Source organism: Sporosarcina luteola, assembly GCF_007991495.1.
In the GTDB taxonomy this organism is placed as follows: Bacteria; Bacillota; Bacilli; order Bacillales_A; family Planococcaceae; genus Sporosarcina; species Sporosarcina luteola.
In genome coordinates this window covers 1-19148 of record NZ_BJYL01000044.1, presented here as the reverse complement: position 1 = coordinate 19148, position 19148 = coordinate 1, and the positions used below count along the sequence as shown (strand labels likewise).

The window sequence follows — 19148 nt, the reverse complement described above, 5'->3', positions numbered from 1 at the left end:
GTAAAATGAACTTATGACTTGTACCTGTAATTTCAGTTGCTTGTAGTGGAAAGCGTCCGCCTGGAACGGAAAGCAACTGTTAGATTATTGATCCCGAGCGCTGTACGTATTAGTGGGAGTATGCTACTATCTTTGAAGGAATAGCATTAATTGACATGAGGAGGTTGTCATTATGACTGAAGTGGATCTCAGTAAAATAGAGAAAGCAGTGTCGATGATCCTTGAAGCGGTTGGGGAAGACCCTGAACGGGAAGGATTGCTAGATACCCCAAAACGTGTTGCTAAAATGTACGCTGAAGTTTTTGAAGGATTGAATAAGGATCCTAGACAATATTTCGAAACAGTATTCCATGAAAACCATGATGAAGTGGTCCTCGTGAAAGATATACCGTTTCACTCGATGTGCGAGCATCATTTAGTCCCTTTCTTCGGGCACGCGCATATCGCATACATACCGCGTAACGGAGTCGTAGCCGGACTCAGCAAGTTGGCCAGAGCTGTGGAAACGACAGCTAAAAGGCCGCAATTGCAGGAAAGGATCACATCCACTGTCGCCAACGCGATGATGGACATGTTAAATCCGATCGGTGTCTACGTCATTATAGAAGCTGAACATATGTGCATGACGATGAGGGGCATAAAAAAGCCCGGAGCCAAAACAGTGACGACTGTAGCCCGGGGAATCTATGAACATGACGATGTGAAAAGAGCGGAAATTCTGTCTCTTCTCAAGTAGGTTTGATGCCTTTGCGGTTCGATTCCTTTCTATGCTATGATGAGATGTATATGAATACAGGAGTTGAAAACATGCCACAACCTGATTTTATTATTATCAAAGCGCAGGAAGACGGAGTGAATGTCATCGGTCTGACAAGAGGAAATGATACGAAATTCCACCACACCGAAAAATTGGACCGTGGGGAAGTTATGATTGCCCAATTCACTGAACATACATCTGCCATGAAAATTCGTGGCAAGGCCGAAATCCACTCGGCACACGGTATTGTCTATAGCGATGGGAAAGAATAAAATAAACCAGGCCAAATCTTCACATTGTCTTTGAATGGAGAACCGAAGATGGACAGACAAACAATCAATCGATCTATACAAAATTATATAAGGGAAGTCGAACAATCCATCCAAGAACCCATCGTTTACAGAGATCTTGGAAAGATGCCACTAGACACCGCCAAAGCCTTCTTCCTTCTCCTTCCAATGTTGAATGGTGAAGACTGGTCTTCAAAGCTCAATACCTCGGCGATTGCTGTGGGGGCTGTGCATGCAGCATTTGATGTCCATGACAAGGTGGACATTTTTGATGCTTCATCAAAGGAGCAGCAACTCATGGTTTTATCGGGGGACCATTTCAGTGGCATCCACTACCGTTTGCTGTCATCGCTCCCTGACTTTCTGTTGATCACGAACATGGCGGAAATGATTGGACGTATTAATGAGACAAAAACGGATCTGCTGATGGAGAAAACAGATGGGATTTCGGGCATAATTGAGTCAATTATCCGTGTAGAGTCTGGCTGTATTGGAGAATTCCACGAGAGATATGGTTTTTCAAAGTACTCCAAAATTGCAAAAACAGCGTTAGGGCTAATTTGGTTTGTTAAGAAATCAATGAAGGATCCATCGATTGAACGAGGATGGACTTCACAAATTATTAAAAATGCCGACGTTGACTCCGCAATTTCCATTTTGACATCAAGATTGCAAGAGGAGCTTGCGAAAGCCGGTTTCCTGACTCCCTTTTTAAAACAGGAAATCCATAGGATGGCGACTCCATTATTGGAAAAGCCTATCTAGAGAAGGAAGGTAAAGCTTATGGAAACATCCAAAGAAGCGAAAGTTCATCACGTCTTTGAAAAAATCGCCGATGACTATGATAAAATGAATTCTGTCATCAGTTTTAATCAGCACAAAAAATGGCGAAGCGATATCATGTCCCGAATGAACGTAAGACAAGGCTCGACTGCGCTGGATGTTTGCTGTGGAACGGCGGATTGGACAGTTGCGCTCGCTGACGCTGTTGGACCAGATGGAAAAGTGACAGGATTGGATTTCAGTGAAGGTATGCTTGCATCCGCGAGACCTAAAGTGAAAGCATATCCTAACGTGAACCTTATCCAAGGGAATGCTATGGAGCTGCCGTTCCCGGATAATACATTTGATTATGTGACGATCGGCTTCGGTTTGCGCAACGTACCAGATTATGGACAAGCGTTGCAGGAAATAAATCGTGTACTTAAGCCTGGTGGCATGGCTGCTTGCCTGGAAACATCCCAAACGGAAATTCCGGTTTATCGACAAGTTTTCCGATTTTATTTTAAATTTATCATGCCGATTTTTGGTAAAATATTTGCAAAAAGCTACAAGGAATATTCTTGGCTTCAAGAATCAGCAGATGATTTTCCAGGGGTCAAACAGTTAGCACAGCTATTTGTTGAGTCCGGTTTCCGGGAAGTTTCATATAAGAAATATAGCGGTGGAGCTGCGGCAGGGCACATCGCTTACAAATAATTGCAAGTAGGGGAAGGTAATCGTCTTGGAGAAATTGAAGTTAATGTCGCTCTACGCAGATTTCCGAAAGGATCTCTCATTCATCGAAAAGGAACTTGAACAATCCATCGACTCCTCTTCCCCGGTCATCCGTCAAGCTTCTCTTCTTTTATTGAGGGCAGGCGGGAAAAGGATCCGTCCGATTTTTGTTATACTTTCATCACAGTTCGGTGAATATTCGATGGAAAATGTGGCAAAGGTTGCTGTATCCTTGGAATTAATCCATATGGCTTCCCTTGTCCACGATGATGTCATCGATGATTCCGATTTCCGCAGAGGATTTGAGACCGTAAAGGCCCGATGGAATAATCGGATTGCGATGTATGCGGGTGATTATATCTTTTCCCGAGCATTGGTGTCGATCGGGGAAATTGAAATGCCCGCTGTCCACCAACTGCTTGCTGAAACGATGTTGGAAATTTGTAAAGGCGAAATCATCCAGATTGAATATCAGCAACAAACGAATCAATCTTTCCGCGATTATTTGCGTCGCATTAAAAGGAAAACCGCTTTATTGCTATCCTCAAGCTGCGAATTAGGTGCGCTAGTTTCCAATGCGACGCCCGAAACTGTTGGGAAACTAAAAAGGTTTGGCTATTTCGCGGGAATGGCATTTCAAATTGTTGATGACATCCTCGATATCACTTCTACGGATGAACAGCTTGGCAAGCCTGCAGGCAGCGACTTGTTGAATGGGCATTTGACCTTGCCGACACTATACATAAAAGACGATCCCGAGTTCCAGCCTTTTCTTCTACGCTCGTTTGATGGTTCATTGACGGAAGAGGAACGCGGCTTAATGCTCACATATATTCGGAAGTCTGGTGCAATTGAAAAGGCGCAGCAAGTAAGTAATATGTATTTAAAGAAAGCAATTGCGGAAGTTGAGTCATTGCCAGATGGTGAAGCGAAAAGAGCGTTACTTCAAATTGCCGCTTTCTTAGGCAAAAGAAAGTTCTGAATGAGGCTACCAGTTGAAAGATTGGCTTCCGTTTGGTACGATCAGTAAGGATAAAATTCCATACATATGCGAAGGAGTGTTACTAAATGGAAAAAACATTTTTAATGGTAAAACCTGATGGTGTACAACGTAACTTAATCGGTGAAATCGTAAACCGTTTTGAAAGCAAAGGATTCACTTTGGTTGGTGGGAAATTGATGCAAATCTCTCAAGAGCTTGCTGAGCAACATTACGGCGAACATAAAGAACGCCCATTCTTTGGAGAACTTGTTGAGTTCATCACTTCAGGACCAGTTTTCGCAATGGTGTGGGAAGGCGAAAACGTCATCTCTACAGCCCGTTTGATGATGGGTGCTACAAACCCGAAAGAATCTGCTCCTGGAACAATCCGCGGCGACTTCGCTGTAACTGTCGGTAAAAACATCATCCACGGTTCAGATTCACCTGAATCCGCTGTTCGTGAAATCGGTCTTTTCTTCAAAGAAGAAGAGCTTGTCAGCTACGATAAATCAATGGTCAGCTGGATCAACTAATTGGAAATAAAAAATACCTTCAAAAACAGCCAAGCGGTAAAACGCACGGCTGTTTTTGTTATAGTTTAACTCGTAGCAGGCGTGTTGATTAACCAAATAATAGGATATAACATAGTCCGATGATTTCCGTTCCGGGCGGACGCGTTCCTGGGGGCGTGCGGTGAGCCTCCTCGTCGCAAAAACCGCTCCTGCGGGGTCTCACCTGTCAGAGCAAAGATGTGCTCCTTTCGCTTCGCTTCACTCGCAAAAGCCGTTCTTCGTTACGGCTTTCGCTAATCCCCAAGGAGTCGCCGCCCTGCACTTCAATCATCTAATGCTTCAATAAGAAGTATGGATAATTATCAGCTCTCTTGTAGATGCGAACATTACTCTTGTTCAGCTATCTTCAGTTGACTGAAGTGCAGGCGCCGACTCCGGCGAACGAAGTTACGAAGAACGGCGTTTGCGAGCACAAGTGTAGCGTTGCGAGCAGGTATTGGTAGGATGCCTTAATTTCTGCAAAGGATGCAGAAATACGGCAAATCGAACTCTTCGTGGTTCGATTGGCTGAAGCCGTGCCCGCGGAAAGCGTGCGCCGGAACGGAAGTCAACGGGTTCAGAGTGGCTTTACTGTATAATAATGGTTAATCAACACGCCTGAACTCGTAGTATAAATGAAACTTAGTATTGCGGCGGAAAGCGTCCGCCTGGAGCAGCAATCCGTGCTATTGTTGTATATATTACCTCCTATCATTACTGTATAATGGAGGGAAAGATGTTAAGGGGGATTTAGAGTGTCAGATTACACAGATTTCATTACAAAGATAAAAAACAAAACTGGAATCGATCTGTCCTTGTACAAGGAAGCGCAAATGAAAAGAAGACTAACGTCCCTTTACGAAAAGCGTGGATATCGAAATTTTTCGGACTACTATCTAGCGATACATAATGATCAGCAACTGTTGGAAGAATTCCTAGACCGCATGACGATTAACGTTTCGGAATTTTACCGAAACTCCCAGCGCTGGGACGTGCTTGAAAAGAAAATATTTCCGATGCTGCTTTCTAACAATAGAAAACTGAAGATTTGGAGTGCTGCTTGCTCCACAGGTGAAGAACCGTATTCCCTGGCGATGGTATTATCATCCCATGTACCCCTAAGGGACATTTCAATTTTAGCGACAGATCTTGATGTTGGTGTATTGGAGCGAGCAAAGGTCGGCCTTTATTCAGAAAGATCGTTAAAGGAAGTTCCGAAAAAAGTATTGGATCAATACTTCGTCAATGAAGGTCAACATTATCAAGTGAAAGATGAAATAAAAAAGACTGTGCAATTCAAACAGCAAAATCTGTTGAATGATAAATACGGGGCAGATTATGATTTAATCGTTTGCCGCAACGTCATGATTTACTTTACAGAAGAGGCGAAGGACCAAATTTACACAAACTTTTCAAAAGCACTCAGACCTGGTGGAATCCTATTTGTCGGCAGCACAGAACAAATCTTCAACCCAGCCAAATATGGCTTTGAATCAGAAGAAACGTTCTTTTACAGAAAACTTTAAAACTGTCGTGTTGATACTTAGACATTATTTGTTGATTGGAGTGGAAAGCGTCCGCCTGGAACGAAAATCAAATTGACTTATCGATAATTTGCTTTCTATCTCAAAAAGTCGTCAAATTTCCTGATTATTTTTGAATATGTATAGTCAAAATCCCTTTAGTTTGATAAAGTGCTATGAAACGGATGTTTATCCATCCTTAAAATAGAGATAAAGGAGGAAATGGAATGAGGTATTTCACAGCAGGCGAGTCACATGGCCCCCAATTGACTGCAATCATAGAGGGTCTCCCCGCCCAAATGCCATTGACTGCTGAAATGATCAATAATGAACTGAAGAGACGTCAAGGCGGGCATGGTAGAGGTCGAAGGATGCAAATTGAAAAGGATCAAGTACTCATCACATCCGGGGTACGGCATGGTTTAACGTTAGGTTCACCTGTCACGCTGACTGTTGTCAATGATGACTGGAAGCATTGGACGAATATTATGGGTGTCGAGCCATTGGCGGATGACATAAAACCTGAAGATATTAAAAGACAGATTACTCGGCCCAGACCGGGACACGCAGATCTTGTCGGAGGCATGAAGTACGGTCACCGCGACCTTCGAAACGTATTAGAACGGTCCTCCGCAAGAGAAACGACGATGCGAGTCGCGATTGGCGCTGTCGCTAAACAGTTTCTTCGGCAGTTGGGTATCCAAACAGTTGCCCATGTCACGGAAATTGGTGGGGTCACTTCCGATCCAGCAGCGTATGAAGAATTGCAAATGGGTGATTTGCGTAAAATGGTCGAAAATGATCCTGTCTATTGTGCTGACAAGGAAGCTTCTGCTCGTATGGTAGCGGCAATCGATGACATTAAAGGACGTGGCGATACGCTTGGTGGCGTCGTTGAGGTCATCGTGGAAGGATGCCCGCCCGGAATCGGCAGTTATGTCCAGTTTGATCGAAAAATGGATGGGAAACTGGCCGGGGCAATGATGAGCATCAATGCTTTTAAAGGTGTTGAATTTGGTTTAGGCTTTAAAATGGCTCAAAAACCGGGCAGCGAGGTTCATGATGAAATTGCTTGGTCGGAAGAAGCAGGCTATTATCGTAAATCAAATCGTCTTGGCGGACTCGAAGGCGGCATGACGACGGGGATGCCAATCGTCATTCGAGGTGTCATGAAACCGATCCCTACATTGTACAAACCACTTGAAAGTGTTGATATTGATACGAAAGAACCTTTTGTCGCAACGATTGAACGTTCGGATCCTTGTGCGGTGCCGGCAGCTTCAGTTGTCGCGGAACACGTAATCGCTACAGAAGTGGCGAAGGCGATTATGGATGAATTCCGTTCCGATACGATGGATGGTTTGAAAGAGGAAATTGGCCGGTATCGAGAATACGTAAAGGGGTTCTGACATGGGAAAATTGACTGTTCAATTGCCAGATGTCCAATACGATGTATATGTCGGTGAACACGTGTATGAATTATTTTCATCACAGTACAAAGAATTGCTGCAAAGCGCAGATCGTGTAGGAATTATAGCGGATGAACAGGTTGCCGCCATGCACCTGCCAATTCTTGAAAAAGCGTTGGCAGACGCCGGCGTGTCTCCTAGTGTGAAAATAGTTCCTGCAGGCGAGAAATGTAAGACGCCAGCTGTCTACATTGATTGTCAATCCTATTTATTGACCGAGAATTTCACGAGGAATTCGCTTCTAATTGCTTTCGGTGGCGGGGCTTGTGGAGATTTGACGGGCTTCGTTGCAGCGACTTTTATGAGAGGAATTCGTTTCATTCAATGCCCTACTACAATCCTTTCGCATGACAGTGCAGTTGGTGGAAAAACGGCTATCAATCTACCGGAAGGAAAGAATATGGTCGGTTCGTTCCACCAACCATCCGCAGTCTTATTCAATACAGCGTTGCTCGGCACATTGCCGCCTCGGGAAATCCGATCAGGCATGGCTGAATTGATAAAACATGCATTCATATCGGATGAAAATTGGGCGTTGGAGCTGCTGGAGGATCGCACATTTACCGAGCCGACGAATGAATGGCTGTCTGTTGAGTTGGTAAAAGGGATTAAAGTGAAAGCGGATATTGTTGCCGAAGATGAGTTTGAGCATTCGACACGGAAATACTTGAACTTCGGACATACATTCGGCCACGCTGTTGAGGCGGTTTGCGGCTTTGGAGGTCTTAGCCACGGAGAATGCATTATGATTGGCATGGGCTACAGTTTCATTTTAAGTGAACGGCACGGCGAAATAACAGAATCCTTTACAAAGCGCTTTATTGATTTTTCTATTATGAATGGCTATACATTCGAACCTGTCTTGAACCATTCGCTCCAAGAGTTTCTAGATTATATGAAAAAAGATAAAAAAGCTTCATTTGGTGATTTGAATTTCGTCATGTTGGAGAAGATCGGGAAACCATTTGTCAAAAAAGTCTCGATCGAAGAATGTGAAATTGTTTTCCGGGAATTGCAGAACAGATTAGACGAGGGGGGAAATGTATGACAGTCAGAGGAGTAAGGGGAGCAACGACAGTTCAGATTGACGAAACGGAGACAGTTCTTCACGCAACAAGTTCATTGGTACAAGAAATGGCAACAGCAAACAGCATTGCTCCGGATGAGATTATTTCAGTTATCATTTCAACTACTCAAGATATAGAGTCGGCATTTCCAGCAAAGGCAGTGAGAACGTTGGAAGGTTGGAAGTACGTTCCTGTCATGTGCACACATGAAATGAATGTCCCAGGGGCATTGCCGAATTGTATTCGCGTGCTGATGCATGTAAATGCTAATACACCTCAAAAGGATATTAAGCATATTTATCAAAACGAGGCAGTAAAATTGCGCCCTGACTTACAGAACTGAAAATCCATCGAAACCGGAGGAATACATATGCAATGGAAAAAAGTGTTAACGAGCATGAAGCCATATAAACCTGGCAGATCAATTGAAGAAGTAACAGAATCTTACGGACTTGAAAAAGTTGTTAAATTAGCTTCGAATGAAAATCCATATGGTTGTGCATCATCCGTTTCCGAGTTTTTACAAAGCTCATCCATGCCTTTTGAAATTTATCCGGATGGTCATGCGACTACTTTGCGTAAAAAGCTTGCTGAAAAACATGGAGTGGGGGAAGAGTCCATTCTATTCGGCAATGGATCTGATGAAATCATCACAATCATTTGCCGGGCATTGCTAGATGACAAAGCCCATACGATTATGCCGACCCCTTCATTCTCGCAGTACTCGCATAATGCAAAAATCGAAGGAGCGGAGATTACGGAAGTCCCTTTAGTCGATGGCCTTCATAATTTGAATGCATTTCTTTCCGCGATAACTGAACGCACGGCGATCATTTGGATTTGCAATCCTAACAATCCAACGGGAAATCTTATCCCGCATAACGAACTTATCAACTTCCTGGAAAAAGTACCGAAAAACATACTTGTTGTTCTTGATGAAGCTTACTTCGAGTATGTGACGGATCCAAACCATGTCGACTCAATTAAGCTTCTGGAGCGATTTCCGAATATCCTCGTACTTCGAACGTTTTCAAAAGCATACGGCTTAGCCTCTTTCCGAATCGGCTATGCAGTCGGATCCTCAGCTATTATTACGGAATTGAATAAGATTCGTAACCCATTCAATAATAATTCACTCGCTTTGGCTGTAGCAGGCAAAGCTTTAGAGGATGAAGGGTTTATTGAAAAATGCCGGGAGTTGAATCATATTCAAAGGGAACGCTTCAAATCGTTTGCTGCAGAAAAAGGAATTCATATGTATGATTCTCAAACAAACTTCGTTTTGCTCGAAGTCCCGATCGATGCTGACGAGGCGACAGAGTTCCTACTGCAACACGGGTATATTGTAAGAAGTGGAAATGCTCTTGGCACTCCTGGCCATATTCGAATTACGATTGGGACGGAAGGGCAAAATACAGGTCTATTAAAAGCATTCGATCATTTATTGAAAGAAAAAGGGATATAATTATGACGGGAAATGTAACGATTATAGGACTTGGCCTAATAGGCGGCTCACTAGGCCTTGCACTTAAGCGTGGTGGTGACGGAATACATATAACCGGCTTTGACCGCTCCTATGCAACCGCAGATGAGGCATACCGCCGCGGAATTATCGATACGGTAGCACCATCCGTAAAGGCGGCATGCGAAAATGCGGATTTCATCATTTTTGCAACACCGGTCAATACGACAGTCGCATTGATGGAAGAAGCGGCGGAATGGACTTTGAAGGATGGTGTCATCATTTCGGATACAGGCAGTACAAAAAATCCGATCATGCGAACTGCCAAAGTGCTGATTGACAAAGGGGTGACATTCATTGGCGGTCATCCGATGGCAGGCTCCCACAAAAGCGGAATCGCTGCAGCGAAAGGGCATCTGTTCGAGAACGCCTACTATATTTTGACACCTTCTTCAAACGAAAGAGCCGAACAATTAGATCGGTTATCTGGCTTATTGAAGCCGACGAAGGGGAAAATCGTCGTTTTAGATGCGGCTGAACATGATCGCATGACTGCCATTGTAAGTCATTTTCCACATATTATCGCGTCTTCCCTTGTCGGTAGATTGGCTGATCAGGAAAAACAACAGCCTTTTGTGAAAAACCTGGCGGCTGGTGGTTTTCGTGATTTGACCCGTATCGCTTCTGCTGATCCGACAATGTGGCGTGACATTACGATTCAAAATCGTAGTGAATTATTGGATCAACTAAACGGTTGGTTGCTAGAAATGGAATCCATTCGCGCAATGATCGTGGAAAATAATCCGGATCAGATTTATGATTTCTTCGCAGATGCAAAGAAATTCAGGGATCATCTGCCTTCCACATTTGAAGGGGCGATACAAGGTGCGTTGTATATGACATTCGATTTGCATATCGATATCCCGGATCATCCGGGGGTCATTTCTGAAATAACTAAAATACTTGCCGATGAACAAATAAGCATAACGAATATCCGGATCGTTGAAACACGAACGGATGTCTACGGAATATTGGTTGTCAGTTTTCAAACTGCCGATGATCGGAAGGCGGCAAGGGCTATACTTTCAAAGGCAACTGAATACAGCATGCATATTCTTTAAAAGGGGGGCTCTTCATGGTTGGAACGAAAACAGTTCAATTCGATCATCCGGTTTTAAAAGGTAAAATAAAAGTCCCAGGAGACAAGTCCATTTCTCATCGAGCAATTATGTTGGGGTCGATTGCGCAAGGCAGGACTGCCGTAAAAGGATTCCTGGATGGGGAAGACTGTTTACGAACAATTGACATATTCAAACAATTAGGGGTTTCCATCGAAAGAAGTGGGACAGACGTGCTGATTGATAGCCCTGGAATCTATAATTGGAAGAATCCGACGAACGATCTTTATGCGGGAAATTCAGGAACAACTGCAAGATTGATGCTGGGAATACTGTCGGGTTCTGCCGTCACATGCCGGTTGACGGGCGATGAATCATTATCTAAGCGCCCAATGAAAAGAGTGACAGTGCCTTTGCAATCAATGGGAGCCTCCATCTCAAATGGAGAAGGTGGAGAATATCTCCCGTTAAGCATTGCGGGTGGAGCCATCAAAGGTATCGATTATAATATGCCAGTGGCTAGTGCACAAGTGAAATCTGCCATTCTTTTTGCCGGTTTAAATGCGGAAGGTATAACGGTTGTTAAAGAAAAGGCAGTTTCAAGAGACCATACAGAGCGGATGTTCAAGCAATTTGGAGCTAAAATAGAGCAAGAGGGAAATACGGTGAGCATAACCGGGGGGCAGTTATTAAAAGGGACAAATGTCATCGTTCCCGGGGATATATCTTCTGCCGCATTTTTCATGGTTGCCGCAGCCATGGTGGAGGGGAGTTCTGTCGATTTTGTCGATGTTGGCCTTAATCCCACAAGAACAGGTATCATAGAAGTGCTTCGTCAAATGGGCGCTCAAGTGGAAGTAATTGATCAAAAAGGCGAAGCAGGTGAACCTTATGGTACAATAAGGATTTCCCATGCTCCATTAAAAGGAATGGAGATAAGCGGTACTATCATTCCAACTCTTATCGATGAATTACCGATTATCGCATTGCTAGCAACACAAGCGGAAGGGACTACAGTCATCAAGGATGCTGCAGAACTTCGTGTCAAAGAGACGGATCGAATAGCTGCCGTCACTAATGAATTGACAAAGCTTGGCGCGCAAATTGAAGCAACCGAGGATGGAATGATCATTAAAGGACCCACACCATTATCTGGTGGAAACTTGGAGTCCTATGGTGATCATCGTCTAGGTATGATGGCTGCAATCGCTGCACTCATATCCGAAAGTTCCATTCAGATTGATGACGCTTCTTGCATAGCTATCTCATATCCGAACTTCTTTGATCATTTGACGAAGCTCGTGACAGCGGGGAATGAAGAATAATTTTCCTAATGTATACAACATGAAGGATCAGGTGAAAATATGATGCAGTTACATGATTTTGAAAAAGCGATCCATGGCGGTGATATCCAGTTAGTGTCTGACTTGATTGACCGTGCGGAAAAAGTGGAGGATTTTGATCTACTTTATGAAGCGGCAGGCTTGTTGCTCGATTACGGTTACATCGGTCAAGCGGATCATATATACGAAACATTAAGCGAAATTATGCCTGATGAGGCACAATTGAAAATCGACCGGGCAAATACTTTGCTTGAACTTGGCGAGGAAGATGCAGCATTGCTCCTTCTTTCCGAAATCCAAACGGAAGACGAGGAGTACGTCCAGGCGCTGATGGCGTTAGCTGATTATTATCAGATGATCGGCATGGCGGAGGCGGCACTCTTAAAGGTGAAAGAGGCTTATGAACTGTTGCCAAATGAGCCAGTCATCCGTTTTGCTTATGCTGAGCTTCTACTTGACGCCGGGAGATATATTGAGGCTGCGAAATTCTTCACGGAACTTTACGAGGAAGGACATCTCGAGATCGCAGGAGCGAATATTCTTTCGCGTATTGCTGAAACGTATAGCGCTGGTGCTGCATATGAGGAGGCTCTACCTTTCTACGAGAGTCTGCTGAAAGACGAGCGGACTCCTGATACGTTGTTCGGTGCAGCGTATGCCTATTTTCAGAGCAATCAACCGGAACGCTCAGTGAATCTGTTGGATGAATTGATTGAAATGGATCCCGATTACTTCTCGGCATATATGCTAGCCGGCCAGGCCCACTCCCAAATGGATGAAGACAAAAAGGCCTATGAACTATTCAAGCAAGGGATAAAAAGGGATGAATTCGACAAGGAATTACGTCTCTCAGCTGGTAAAATTGCATTGAAGCTAGGTCTGCCTGAGGAAGCAGAAGAGCATTTAATGCAATCGGTAGCCCTTGATCCGGAATATATCGATGCAATCCTAACACTTGCTGCTCTTTTCAACGAAAGAGAGCAAGATGAAGAGCTTTTACAATTTCTAACCGACATGAATGAAGATCAGATGGACATTCCGCTTTTAGCAGCATTCAAGGCGTTCGCCCTAGAAAGGGAGGAACAATATGACGATGCATACGTATCTTACAGTAAGGCATATACTGGAATGAAAGATGATCCATCATTTTTAGATAAGTTCGCCAGATTCCTGTTGGATGAAGGAAAACGGACCGAAGCTATCGAAGTAATAAAGGCATTGGTTTTGCTAGAGCATAACGATGAATGGACCGCTTTTCTTGAAATGTTGAATGACGAGGAGGTGTGATATGACAGCCATGATTCCTGTCGCTGCCAAAAAGGACTTTGTACGTTGGTTTTTAAAGCGCTATAAATTGAAGCGCCGGGAATGTGTGTGGATACTGAACTATCTTCTAAGCCATGAACAACTTCTTCAAAACGTCCACTTTACGGATGAAGCACATTACTGTCCGCGGGCAATGGTAATTTCAACAATTAATTCCGAAAGTATTCCATTCCGATTTTACAAAGGCAATCTTATGACAGCCGATGCGGAAAAGTCATTTCATGATTTACGTCTACACCCGGATGAGAAAATGTATATTCAACTGAATTTCCCGAATAGCCACGCCTGCCCGCAATATGCAAGCGTACGGGAAGAAAATCCATTCCTGCCTGCAGAACTGCAAGTTAGTGCACGAGATCGGAAGATTGCTGAACAACTGCTTGAAGAAAGTGCAGCTTCCCTATCTTTAGAGCTGCTTATGAAAAGGGTGGACGAAGCGCTTGATGCAAATGATCGGGAACGTTTTCTCGTCCTGTCTGCAATGTTGAACGATATGAAAATTACAAAAGACTAATGACTCCGTCTTCTTGATGGAGTCATTTGCTTGAAATTTTAGGGGGCTGATTATAAGTGAATTGGACAGGCAAAGATATGGATATATATTTACTGCAAAAAGAATATATCGATACGTTAGTGATTCCGCTTGTAAAAGTTGAAACGAAGATGGATAATATGAAGACAAGTGCTTCTTCGACAGAATTCGTCATGCTTCTAGCTTCGCTTATTGAGACTCAATTTAAAGGGCGTATGATGTTTGCCCCGCCATTTTCCTATACATCATCGACAGATCTTCAGAGTATGGCGGATACAACATTGCAAGATTTTTCAGATACAACGTTCAAACATGTTTTCTTCTTGACAACCGATCATGCTTGGTTGTCACAAAAAATGCCTGGACAAGTTATATGGCTGCCTTCCATTCCGCTTGAAAGCATGGATGCGCCATTGCGGCAATCAATACTCGAAGATCAATTGCGTCAAGTGCTGCCGAAATTCACAGAAGGATGGTCGGCACTGTAACGGAAAATAATATTTTCCATATCTTCCATGTAATTATAAATACAAAATTCATGAATTGTTCACAATCTGCCAATACTGTAGAAAGCATGATTGAATTTACATTAGTATTGATATATCATAGATATGTCCTAGTATTACAATTAGCAAAAGTATGTCCGTTGGACTGATTTTGGAGTAAGAGGAGGGAAACTGATGAGCAGCAAAGTGTCTAGACGCCAATTCCTGAGCTATACGCTAATGGGTGTCGGAGGATTTATGGCTTCAGCCATGTTGATGCCGATGGTCCGCTTTGCGGTCGATCCAGTATTGCAACCAAAAGGAGAAGGGGAATTTATTCCAACTCCGCAAAAAGCGGATGATTTAACAGAAACTCCAGTACGAGTTGACTTTACTATTAAAGATCGTAAAGATGCATGGTACAAATCCGATGTATCGAACACCGCTTGGGTCTATAAAGAAGGCGATACGATCATCGCACTTTCTCCTGTCTGTAAACACCTTGGGTGCACGGTGAACTGGGAAGGGGACGAGAAGCATAAGAATGAATTCTTCTGCCCTTGCCATAATGGACGTTACGAGAAAAATGGTAAAAACATACCGGGAACTCCACCACTCGGACCGCTTGATGAGTTTATGGTCGAAGTCGTGGATGGCTATGTAAATCTTGGAAAAACGGTTCCAAACACATTAGTTTAAAATGTAAGGGGGTACGACCGAAGTGCTAAATAAAATTTATGATTGGGTTGACGAACGGTTGGATATCACCCCGATTTGGCGGGATATCGCTGACCACGAAGTACCTGAGCACGTAAACCCTGCACATCATTTTTCTGCATTCATCTATTGTTTCGGTGGTTTGACGTTTTTCGTAACGGTCATCCAGATTCTTTCAGGTATGTTCCTTACAATGTATTACACCCCGGATATTGAAAATGCATGGAAATCTGTTTACTACCTTCAAAATGAAGTAGCATTCGGTGAAATTGTGCGCGGGATGCACCACTGGGGAGCATCACTTGTTATTGTTATGATGTTCCTACATACATTGCGTGTATTCTTTACTGGCTCTTATAAGAAACCACGTGAGTTGAACTGGGTTGTCGGTGTATTGATCTTCGTGACAATGCTCGGACTTGGTTTCACAGGTTATCTATTGCCATGGGATATGAAAGCGTTGTTCGCTACAAAAGTAGGTATCGAAATTGCTGCGTCAGTTCCGTTTATCGGTGAGCAGATTAAGATCTTACTTGCGGGTGACTCGACTATCCTTGGAGCACAAACATTAACACGTTTCTTCGCGATTCATGTATTCTTCCTACCGGCTGCTTTGCTTGGGTTGCTTGCAGCACACTTTATCATGATCAGAAGACAAGGTATTTCCGGACCGCTATAAGATCCACATCCTCAATGATGTTGATTGTCTGAAATTAGAATAAGGAGGGGACAAAATGCATCGCGGAAAAGGTATGAAATTTGTTGGTGACTCGCGCATCAAAGCAGAAGGAAAGATGCCGAACGTCCCGAAAGATTACTCAGAATATCCTGGTAAAACAGAAGCTTTCTGGCCTAACTTCCTCTTGAAAGAGTGGATGATCGGTGCCGTCTTCTTAATCGGATATTTAATTGTAACAGTTGCCCATCCGTCGCCGCTTGAAAGACAAGCAGACCCGACAGATACAACATACATACCGGTTCCTGACTGGTATTTCCTATTCATGTATCAATTATTGAAATATGAATTTGCTTCCGGACCATACAACGTTATCGGAGCAATCGTAATCCCTGGATTGGCTGTTGGTGCATTGATGCTTGTTCCATTCATGGATACATCGAAAGAGCGCCGTCCATTTAAGCGCCCTCTTCCGACTGCATTCATGCTGCTTGCCTTTGCTTCCATCTTCTATTTGACATGGGAATCTGTTGCGAACCATGACTGGGAAAAAGCAAAAGCACAAGGTGCTATTGTGGAAGAAGCTCAATTTGATCCTGAATCTGAAGGTTATCAGATCTATGCCGGCTCTTCATGTATCGGCTGTCATGGTGACGCCTTCCAAGGTGGTTTGGGACCTGCGTTGATCGATTCGGGCCATACACCTGAGGAGATTATTGATATCGCACATAACGGTATTGGTACAATGCCTGCAGATCAGTGGAAAGGCTCTGACGAAGAACTTGAGGTCTTAGCTGAATTCCTTGCAGGATTGAAAACAGGAGAATGATGAATACAAAAAAGAGTCAGGAGACTGACTCTTTTTTTGCTATATTAATGAATTTAAAAGTTTCATACTTGTTCTTGGATTGGAACGGAAAGCGTCCGTCTGAAGTGAAAATCCGCTTTTCGTGTAATACTCCATAAATGTTCCAATCAAATGAAATGAAACATAACAACGTTCACTTATACATACAATCAATCGTTTGGAGAGATGTTTTTGAGTTCTATTAAAAATATGGCATGGCTCATTTTGTCTCATAAGTCTTTTTTATGGATTTTACTGTTCGTCAATATTTTTGGAACAGTTTATGGTTATGATTGGTACATGTGGCAACTCGAAATGACGGATTCGATTTTTTGGATATTCGTTCCCGACAGTCCGACAGCTAGCCTATTTTTCTTGCTTGCCATTATCGGATGGCTGATCGGTAAGAATTTCAAACTGATTGAAGCGCTGGCTTTGATTACGCTCGTCAAATACGGTTTGTGGGCGGTTGTCATGAATCTTCTTACATTTATGGAAACCGGCTACCTCGACCCGGTAGGTTGGATGCTGATTGGGTCCCACTTCGCGATGGCAGTTCAGGCGGTTCTTTATAGTCCATTTTATAAATTCGACTTCCGCCATATCGTGATTGCTGCCATTTGGACACTTCATAATGATGTCATCGATTATGTATTTGGCCAAATGCCGATTTACTATGATTTGATGAAACATATGAATGAAATTGGCTATTTTACGTTTTGGCTTTCAATCGCCTGTATTTTATTAGCATATGCAGTTTGGAAAATTAGGGTAAAGCGAGAAGCTGTTATAGCATAATAGTAAAAAGTTGCGGTTGTTTGAAGCACGTTATAAAATAGAAATAGAGAAAAGGGAGGGATTTGGAGATGTTTTTGATTTACCTGGGTATTATCATCTTGCTTCCATTGTATGCCCAATTTAAAGTGAAGAGCGCTTATAAAAAATATTCACAAGTACGGTCAACTTCCGGGATGACGGGGGCGCAAGTTGCTCGTCTCATTCTTGATAAAAATGGTTTGCAGGATGTAAAGGTTGTTGAGAATAGTGGGTTTTTAAGTGATCATTACAACCCTTTGACGAAAACAGTTGCTTTATCATCACATAACTATCATGAAGCATCGGTTGCAGGTACAGCAATCGCGGCTCATGAAGTAGGACATGCCATTCAAGATGCGGAAGCCTATTCATTCTTACGTTTCCGTCATAGATTGGCACCTGTTGCCAATATTACATCGAATGCATCATGGGTTTTCATTATGATTGGGATCATCTTCTCAAGTATGAATTCTTTACTTGGCATCGGGATTGTCTTAATGGCAGTCGGTGTCTTGTTCCAAATCGTTACATTGCCGGTGGAGTTTAATGCATCCAGCCGTGCCATGAACCAAATTGTTGACCTCGGTATCATCCGGAACGAAGAAGAGCCGCATGCGAAAAAAGTATTGAGCGCAGCAGCAATGACATATGTCGCTGCCACAGCAGTTGCGGTACTTGAATTGCTACGCCTAATTCTTATCTTTACAAATCGAGATTAAACAAAAACCCGACCAATTCATTTGGTCGGGTTTTGTTTATGCTTTAATGATCAATCGGCTGTTTTTGATCGTCAAGTGTAAAACCTTCGCCAAGTACGTCATGTACGTCTGTGACGGAGACGAAGGCATGTGGATCAATCGAGGTAACAATGTTTTTCAAACGCATGATTTCATTCTTTCCGACGACACAATAGAGAATTTCCCGATCGGATTTAGTAAAATGACCATAACCTCTAAAAACAGTCACGCCCCGATCCATTTCTAAAGTGATTTTGGAGGCGATGGCATCCTGAGATTCAGAGATGATGAAAGCACCCCTGGCGGCATACGCACCTTCTTGAACGAAATCGATGACACGAGCCCCAACGAATAGTGCTACGAGGGTATACATCATAGAGCGATGGTCCAAATAGACAGCCCAAGAAAGCAAAATAACAAACGCATCAAACATAAACATCGTCTTTCCCATGCTCCAGCCTATGTACTTATGCGCCAAACGTGCGATAATATCAACACCGCCAGTTGTTCCACCAAATCGGAAAATGATGCCTAATCCGATTCCGATGAAAATACCGGCAAATAGCGCTACAAGGAACATATCGTCTTCCATATGAATATTAAACTGATATTTCATAAAGACTTTCAAGAAAATTGATACCGAAACTGTTCCGATGACCGTGTAAATGAAAACCTTTCTACCTAACAATTTCCATCCGATGGCGAACATAGGGATATTCAATACAAGGTTCATGATAGCTGGATCCCACTTGAAAGCGAATAAAAGAATGAGCGTAATCCCTGTAAAACCGCCCTCAGCCAGCTCATGCTGGATATTGAAATGAACGAGACCAAAGCTGAATATCGCGGCTCCGAGTATGATGAAGAAAATGTTTTTGAATTTAATTCCGCGAAACAAAAGATGACCACCTTTCTACTACCGTCTAGACTCCAAGCGCCCTGCGCTTTAGTTT

22 protein-coding genes are annotated in these 19148 nt (G+C 43.2%); 21 read left to right on the top strand and 1 reads right to left on the bottom strand.

The genetic code is table 11. The annotated features are described in order from the left end of the window. Positions 1 to 172 precede the first annotated feature (172 nt). From folE to SLU01_RS14975, 21 genes are all read left to right on the top strand, one after another. Positions 173 to 736: a GTP cyclohydrolase I FolE gene (gene folE, locus SLU01_RS15075; protein ID WP_147059818.1), complete on the top strand. Its 564-nt coding sequence runs from the start codon at positions 173 to 175 to the stop codon at positions 734 to 736. A 71-nt stretch (positions 737 to 807) separates the two neighbouring features. Continuing rightward, positions 808 to 1029, top strand: a complete 222-nt coding sequence (gene mtrB / locus SLU01_RS15070) for a trp RNA-binding attenuation protein MtrB (protein WP_147059816.1) — start codon at positions 808 to 810, stop codon at positions 1027 to 1029. A 48-nt stretch (positions 1030 to 1077) separates the two neighbouring features. Beyond that, positions 1078 to 1812: a heptaprenyl diphosphate synthase component 1 gene (locus SLU01_RS15065; protein ID WP_147059814.1), complete on the top strand. Its 735-nt coding sequence runs from the start codon at positions 1078 to 1080 to the stop codon at positions 1810 to 1812. An 18-nt stretch (positions 1813 to 1830) separates the two neighbouring features. Next, on the top strand, positions 1831 to 2526 hold the full coding sequence (locus tag SLU01_RS15060) for a demethylmenaquinone methyltransferase (RefSeq protein WP_147059812.1): 696 nt from the start codon (positions 1831 to 1833) through the stop codon (positions 2524 to 2526). A gap of 25 nt (positions 2527 to 2551) precedes the next feature. After that, positions 2552 to 3526: a polyprenyl synthetase family protein gene (locus SLU01_RS15055; RefSeq protein ID WP_147059810.1), complete on the top strand. Its 975-nt coding sequence runs from the start codon at positions 2552 to 2554 to the stop codon at positions 3524 to 3526. A gap of 86 nt (positions 3527 to 3612) precedes the next feature. Further along, positions 3613 to 4059 (top strand): nucleoside-diphosphate kinase, encoded by a 447-nt coding sequence (ndk, locus tag SLU01_RS15050; protein WP_147059808.1) that lies wholly within the window; start codon positions 3613 to 3615, stop codon positions 4057 to 4059. Between the two features lie 773 nt (positions 4060 to 4832). Then, a complete protein-coding gene (locus SLU01_RS15045; protein WP_147059806.1) occupies positions 4833 to 5603 on the top strand; it encodes a CheR family methyltransferase in 771 nt (256 codons plus the stop codon). 224 nt (positions 5604 to 5827) lie between these two features. Next, positions 5828 to 7009: a chorismate synthase gene (gene aroC, locus SLU01_RS15040; protein ID WP_147059804.1), complete on the top strand. Its 1182-nt coding sequence runs from the start codon at positions 5828 to 5830 to the stop codon at positions 7007 to 7009. Position 7010: 1 nt separating this feature from the next. Beyond that, positions 7011 to 8117, top strand: a complete 1107-nt coding sequence (gene aroB, locus SLU01_RS15035) for a 3-dehydroquinate synthase (protein ID WP_147059802.1) — start codon at positions 7011 to 7013, stop codon at positions 8115 to 8117. Next, positions 8114 to 8479 (top strand): chorismate mutase, encoded by a 366-nt coding sequence (gene aroH, locus SLU01_RS15030; protein WP_147059800.1) that lies wholly within the window; start codon positions 8114 to 8116, stop codon positions 8477 to 8479. Before aroB ends, aroH begins: the two co-directional genes overlap by 4 nt. Before the next feature lie 27 nt (positions 8480 to 8506). Then, positions 8507 to 9601 (top strand): histidinol-phosphate transaminase, encoded by a 1095-nt coding sequence (hisC, locus tag SLU01_RS15025; protein ID WP_147059798.1) that lies wholly within the window; start codon positions 8507 to 8509, stop codon positions 9599 to 9601. A 2-nt stretch (positions 9602 to 9603) separates the two neighbouring features. Then, on the top strand, positions 9604 to 10719 hold the full coding sequence (locus SLU01_RS15020) for a prephenate dehydrogenase (RefSeq protein ID WP_147059796.1): 1116 nt from the start codon (positions 9604 to 9606) through the stop codon (positions 10717 to 10719). 14 nt (positions 10720 to 10733) lie between these two features. Further along, on the top strand, positions 10734 to 12041 hold the full coding sequence (aroA, locus tag SLU01_RS15015; RefSeq protein WP_147059794.1) for a 3-phosphoshikimate 1-carboxyvinyltransferase: 1308 nt from the start codon (positions 10734 to 10736) through the stop codon (positions 12039 to 12041). A 42-nt stretch (positions 12042 to 12083) separates the two neighbouring features. Beyond that, positions 12084 to 13346 (top strand): tetratricopeptide repeat protein, encoded by a 1263-nt coding sequence (locus SLU01_RS15010; RefSeq protein ID WP_246111008.1) that lies wholly within the window; start codon positions 12084 to 12086, stop codon positions 13344 to 13346. Between the two features lies 1 nt (position 13347). Then, on the top strand, positions 13348 to 13899 hold the full coding sequence (locus SLU01_RS15005; protein WP_147059790.1) for a ReoY family proteolytic degradation factor: 552 nt from the start codon (positions 13348 to 13350) through the stop codon (positions 13897 to 13899). 56 nt (positions 13900 to 13955) lie between these two features. Then, complete coding sequence (locus SLU01_RS15000) at positions 13956 to 14405, top strand: DUF2487 family protein (RefSeq protein WP_147059788.1); 450 nt, start codon at positions 13956 to 13958, stop codon at positions 14403 to 14405. A 189-nt stretch (positions 14406 to 14594) separates the two neighbouring features. Further along, on the top strand, positions 14595 to 15101 hold the full coding sequence (locus SLU01_RS14995) for a QcrA and Rieske domain-containing protein (protein WP_147059786.1): 507 nt from the start codon (positions 14595 to 14597) through the stop codon (positions 15099 to 15101). Between the two features lie 22 nt (positions 15102 to 15123). Beyond that, positions 15124 to 15798 (top strand): menaquinol-cytochrome c reductase cytochrome b subunit, encoded by a 675-nt coding sequence (gene qcrB, locus SLU01_RS14990; RefSeq protein ID WP_147059784.1) that lies wholly within the window; start codon positions 15124 to 15126, stop codon positions 15796 to 15798. A gap of 55 nt (positions 15799 to 15853) precedes the next feature. Next, on the top strand, positions 15854 to 16624 hold the full coding sequence (locus SLU01_RS14985; protein ID WP_147059782.1) for a menaquinol-cytochrome c reductase cytochrome b/c subunit: 771 nt from the start codon (positions 15854 to 15856) through the stop codon (positions 16622 to 16624). 204 nt (positions 16625 to 16828) lie between these two features. After that, positions 16829 to 17440 (top strand): lipoprotein heptaprenylglyceryl N-acetyltransferase LhaT, encoded by a 612-nt coding sequence (gene lhaT / locus SLU01_RS14980; protein ID WP_373866424.1) that lies wholly within the window; start codon positions 16829 to 16831, stop codon positions 17438 to 17440. A gap of 68 nt (positions 17441 to 17508) precedes the next feature. Next, positions 17509 to 18177, top strand: a complete 669-nt coding sequence (locus SLU01_RS14975; protein WP_147059781.1) for a zinc metallopeptidase — start codon at positions 17509 to 17511, stop codon at positions 18175 to 18177. A gap of 43 nt (positions 18178 to 18220) precedes the next feature. Here SLU01_RS14975 and SLU01_RS14970 read toward each other — a convergent pair whose 3' ends face one another. Further along, complete coding sequence (locus SLU01_RS14970) at positions 18221 to 19093, bottom strand: YitT family protein (RefSeq protein ID WP_147059778.1); 873 nt, start codon at positions 19091 to 19093, stop codon at positions 18221 to 18223. Positions 19094 to 19148 lie beyond the last annotated feature (55 nt).

Bases quoted from the DNA above. Each gene is read 5' to 3' on its own strand.
- folE (WP_147059818.1), top strand. From the start codon at position 173: ATGACTGAAGTGGATCTCAGTAAAATAGAGAAAGCAGTGTCGATGATC.
- mtrB (WP_147059816.1), top strand. From the start codon at position 808: ATGCCACAACCTGATTTTATTATTATCAAAGCGCAGGAAGACGGAGTG.
- SLU01_RS15065 (WP_147059814.1), top strand. From the start codon at position 1,078: ATGGACAGACAAACAATCAATCGATCTATACAAAATTATATAAGGGAA.
- SLU01_RS15060 (WP_147059812.1), top strand. From the start codon at position 1,831: ATGGAAACATCCAAAGAAGCGAAAGTTCATCACGTCTTTGAAAAAATC.
- ndk (WP_147059808.1), top strand. From the start codon at position 3,613: ATGGAAAAAACATTTTTAATGGTAAAACCTGATGGTGTACAACGTAAC.
- aroC (WP_147059804.1), top strand. From the start codon at position 5,828: ATGAGGTATTTCACAGCAGGCGAGTCACATGGCCCCCAATTGACTGCA.
- aroB (WP_147059802.1), top strand. From the start codon at position 7,011: ATGGGAAAATTGACTGTTCAATTGCCAGATGTCCAATACGATGTATAT.
- aroH (WP_147059800.1), top strand. From the start codon at position 8,114: ATGACAGTCAGAGGAGTAAGGGGAGCAACGACAGTTCAGATTGACGAA.
- hisC (WP_147059798.1), top strand. From the start codon at position 8,507: ATGCAATGGAAAAAAGTGTTAACGAGCATGAAGCCATATAAACCTGGC.
- SLU01_RS15020 (WP_147059796.1), top strand. From the start codon at position 9,604: ATGACGGGAAATGTAACGATTATAGGACTTGGCCTAATAGGCGGCTCA.
- aroA (WP_147059794.1), top strand. From the start codon at position 10,734: ATGGTTGGAACGAAAACAGTTCAATTCGATCATCCGGTTTTAAAAGGT.
- SLU01_RS15010 (WP_246111008.1), top strand. From the start codon at position 12,084: ATGCAGTTACATGATTTTGAAAAAGCGATCCATGGCGGTGATATCCAG.
- SLU01_RS15005 (WP_147059790.1), top strand. From the start codon at position 13,348: ATGACAGCCATGATTCCTGTCGCTGCCAAAAAGGACTTTGTACGTTGG.
- SLU01_RS14985 (WP_147059782.1), top strand. From the start codon at position 15,854: ATGCATCGCGGAAAAGGTATGAAATTTGTTGGTGACTCGCGCATCAAA.
- lhaT (WP_373866424.1), top strand. From the start codon at position 16,829: ATGTTTTTGAGTTCTATTAAAAATATGGCATGGCTCATTTTGTCTCAT.
- SLU01_RS14975 (WP_147059781.1), top strand. From the start codon at position 17,509: ATGTTTTTGATTTACCTGGGTATTATCATCTTGCTTCCATTGTATGCC.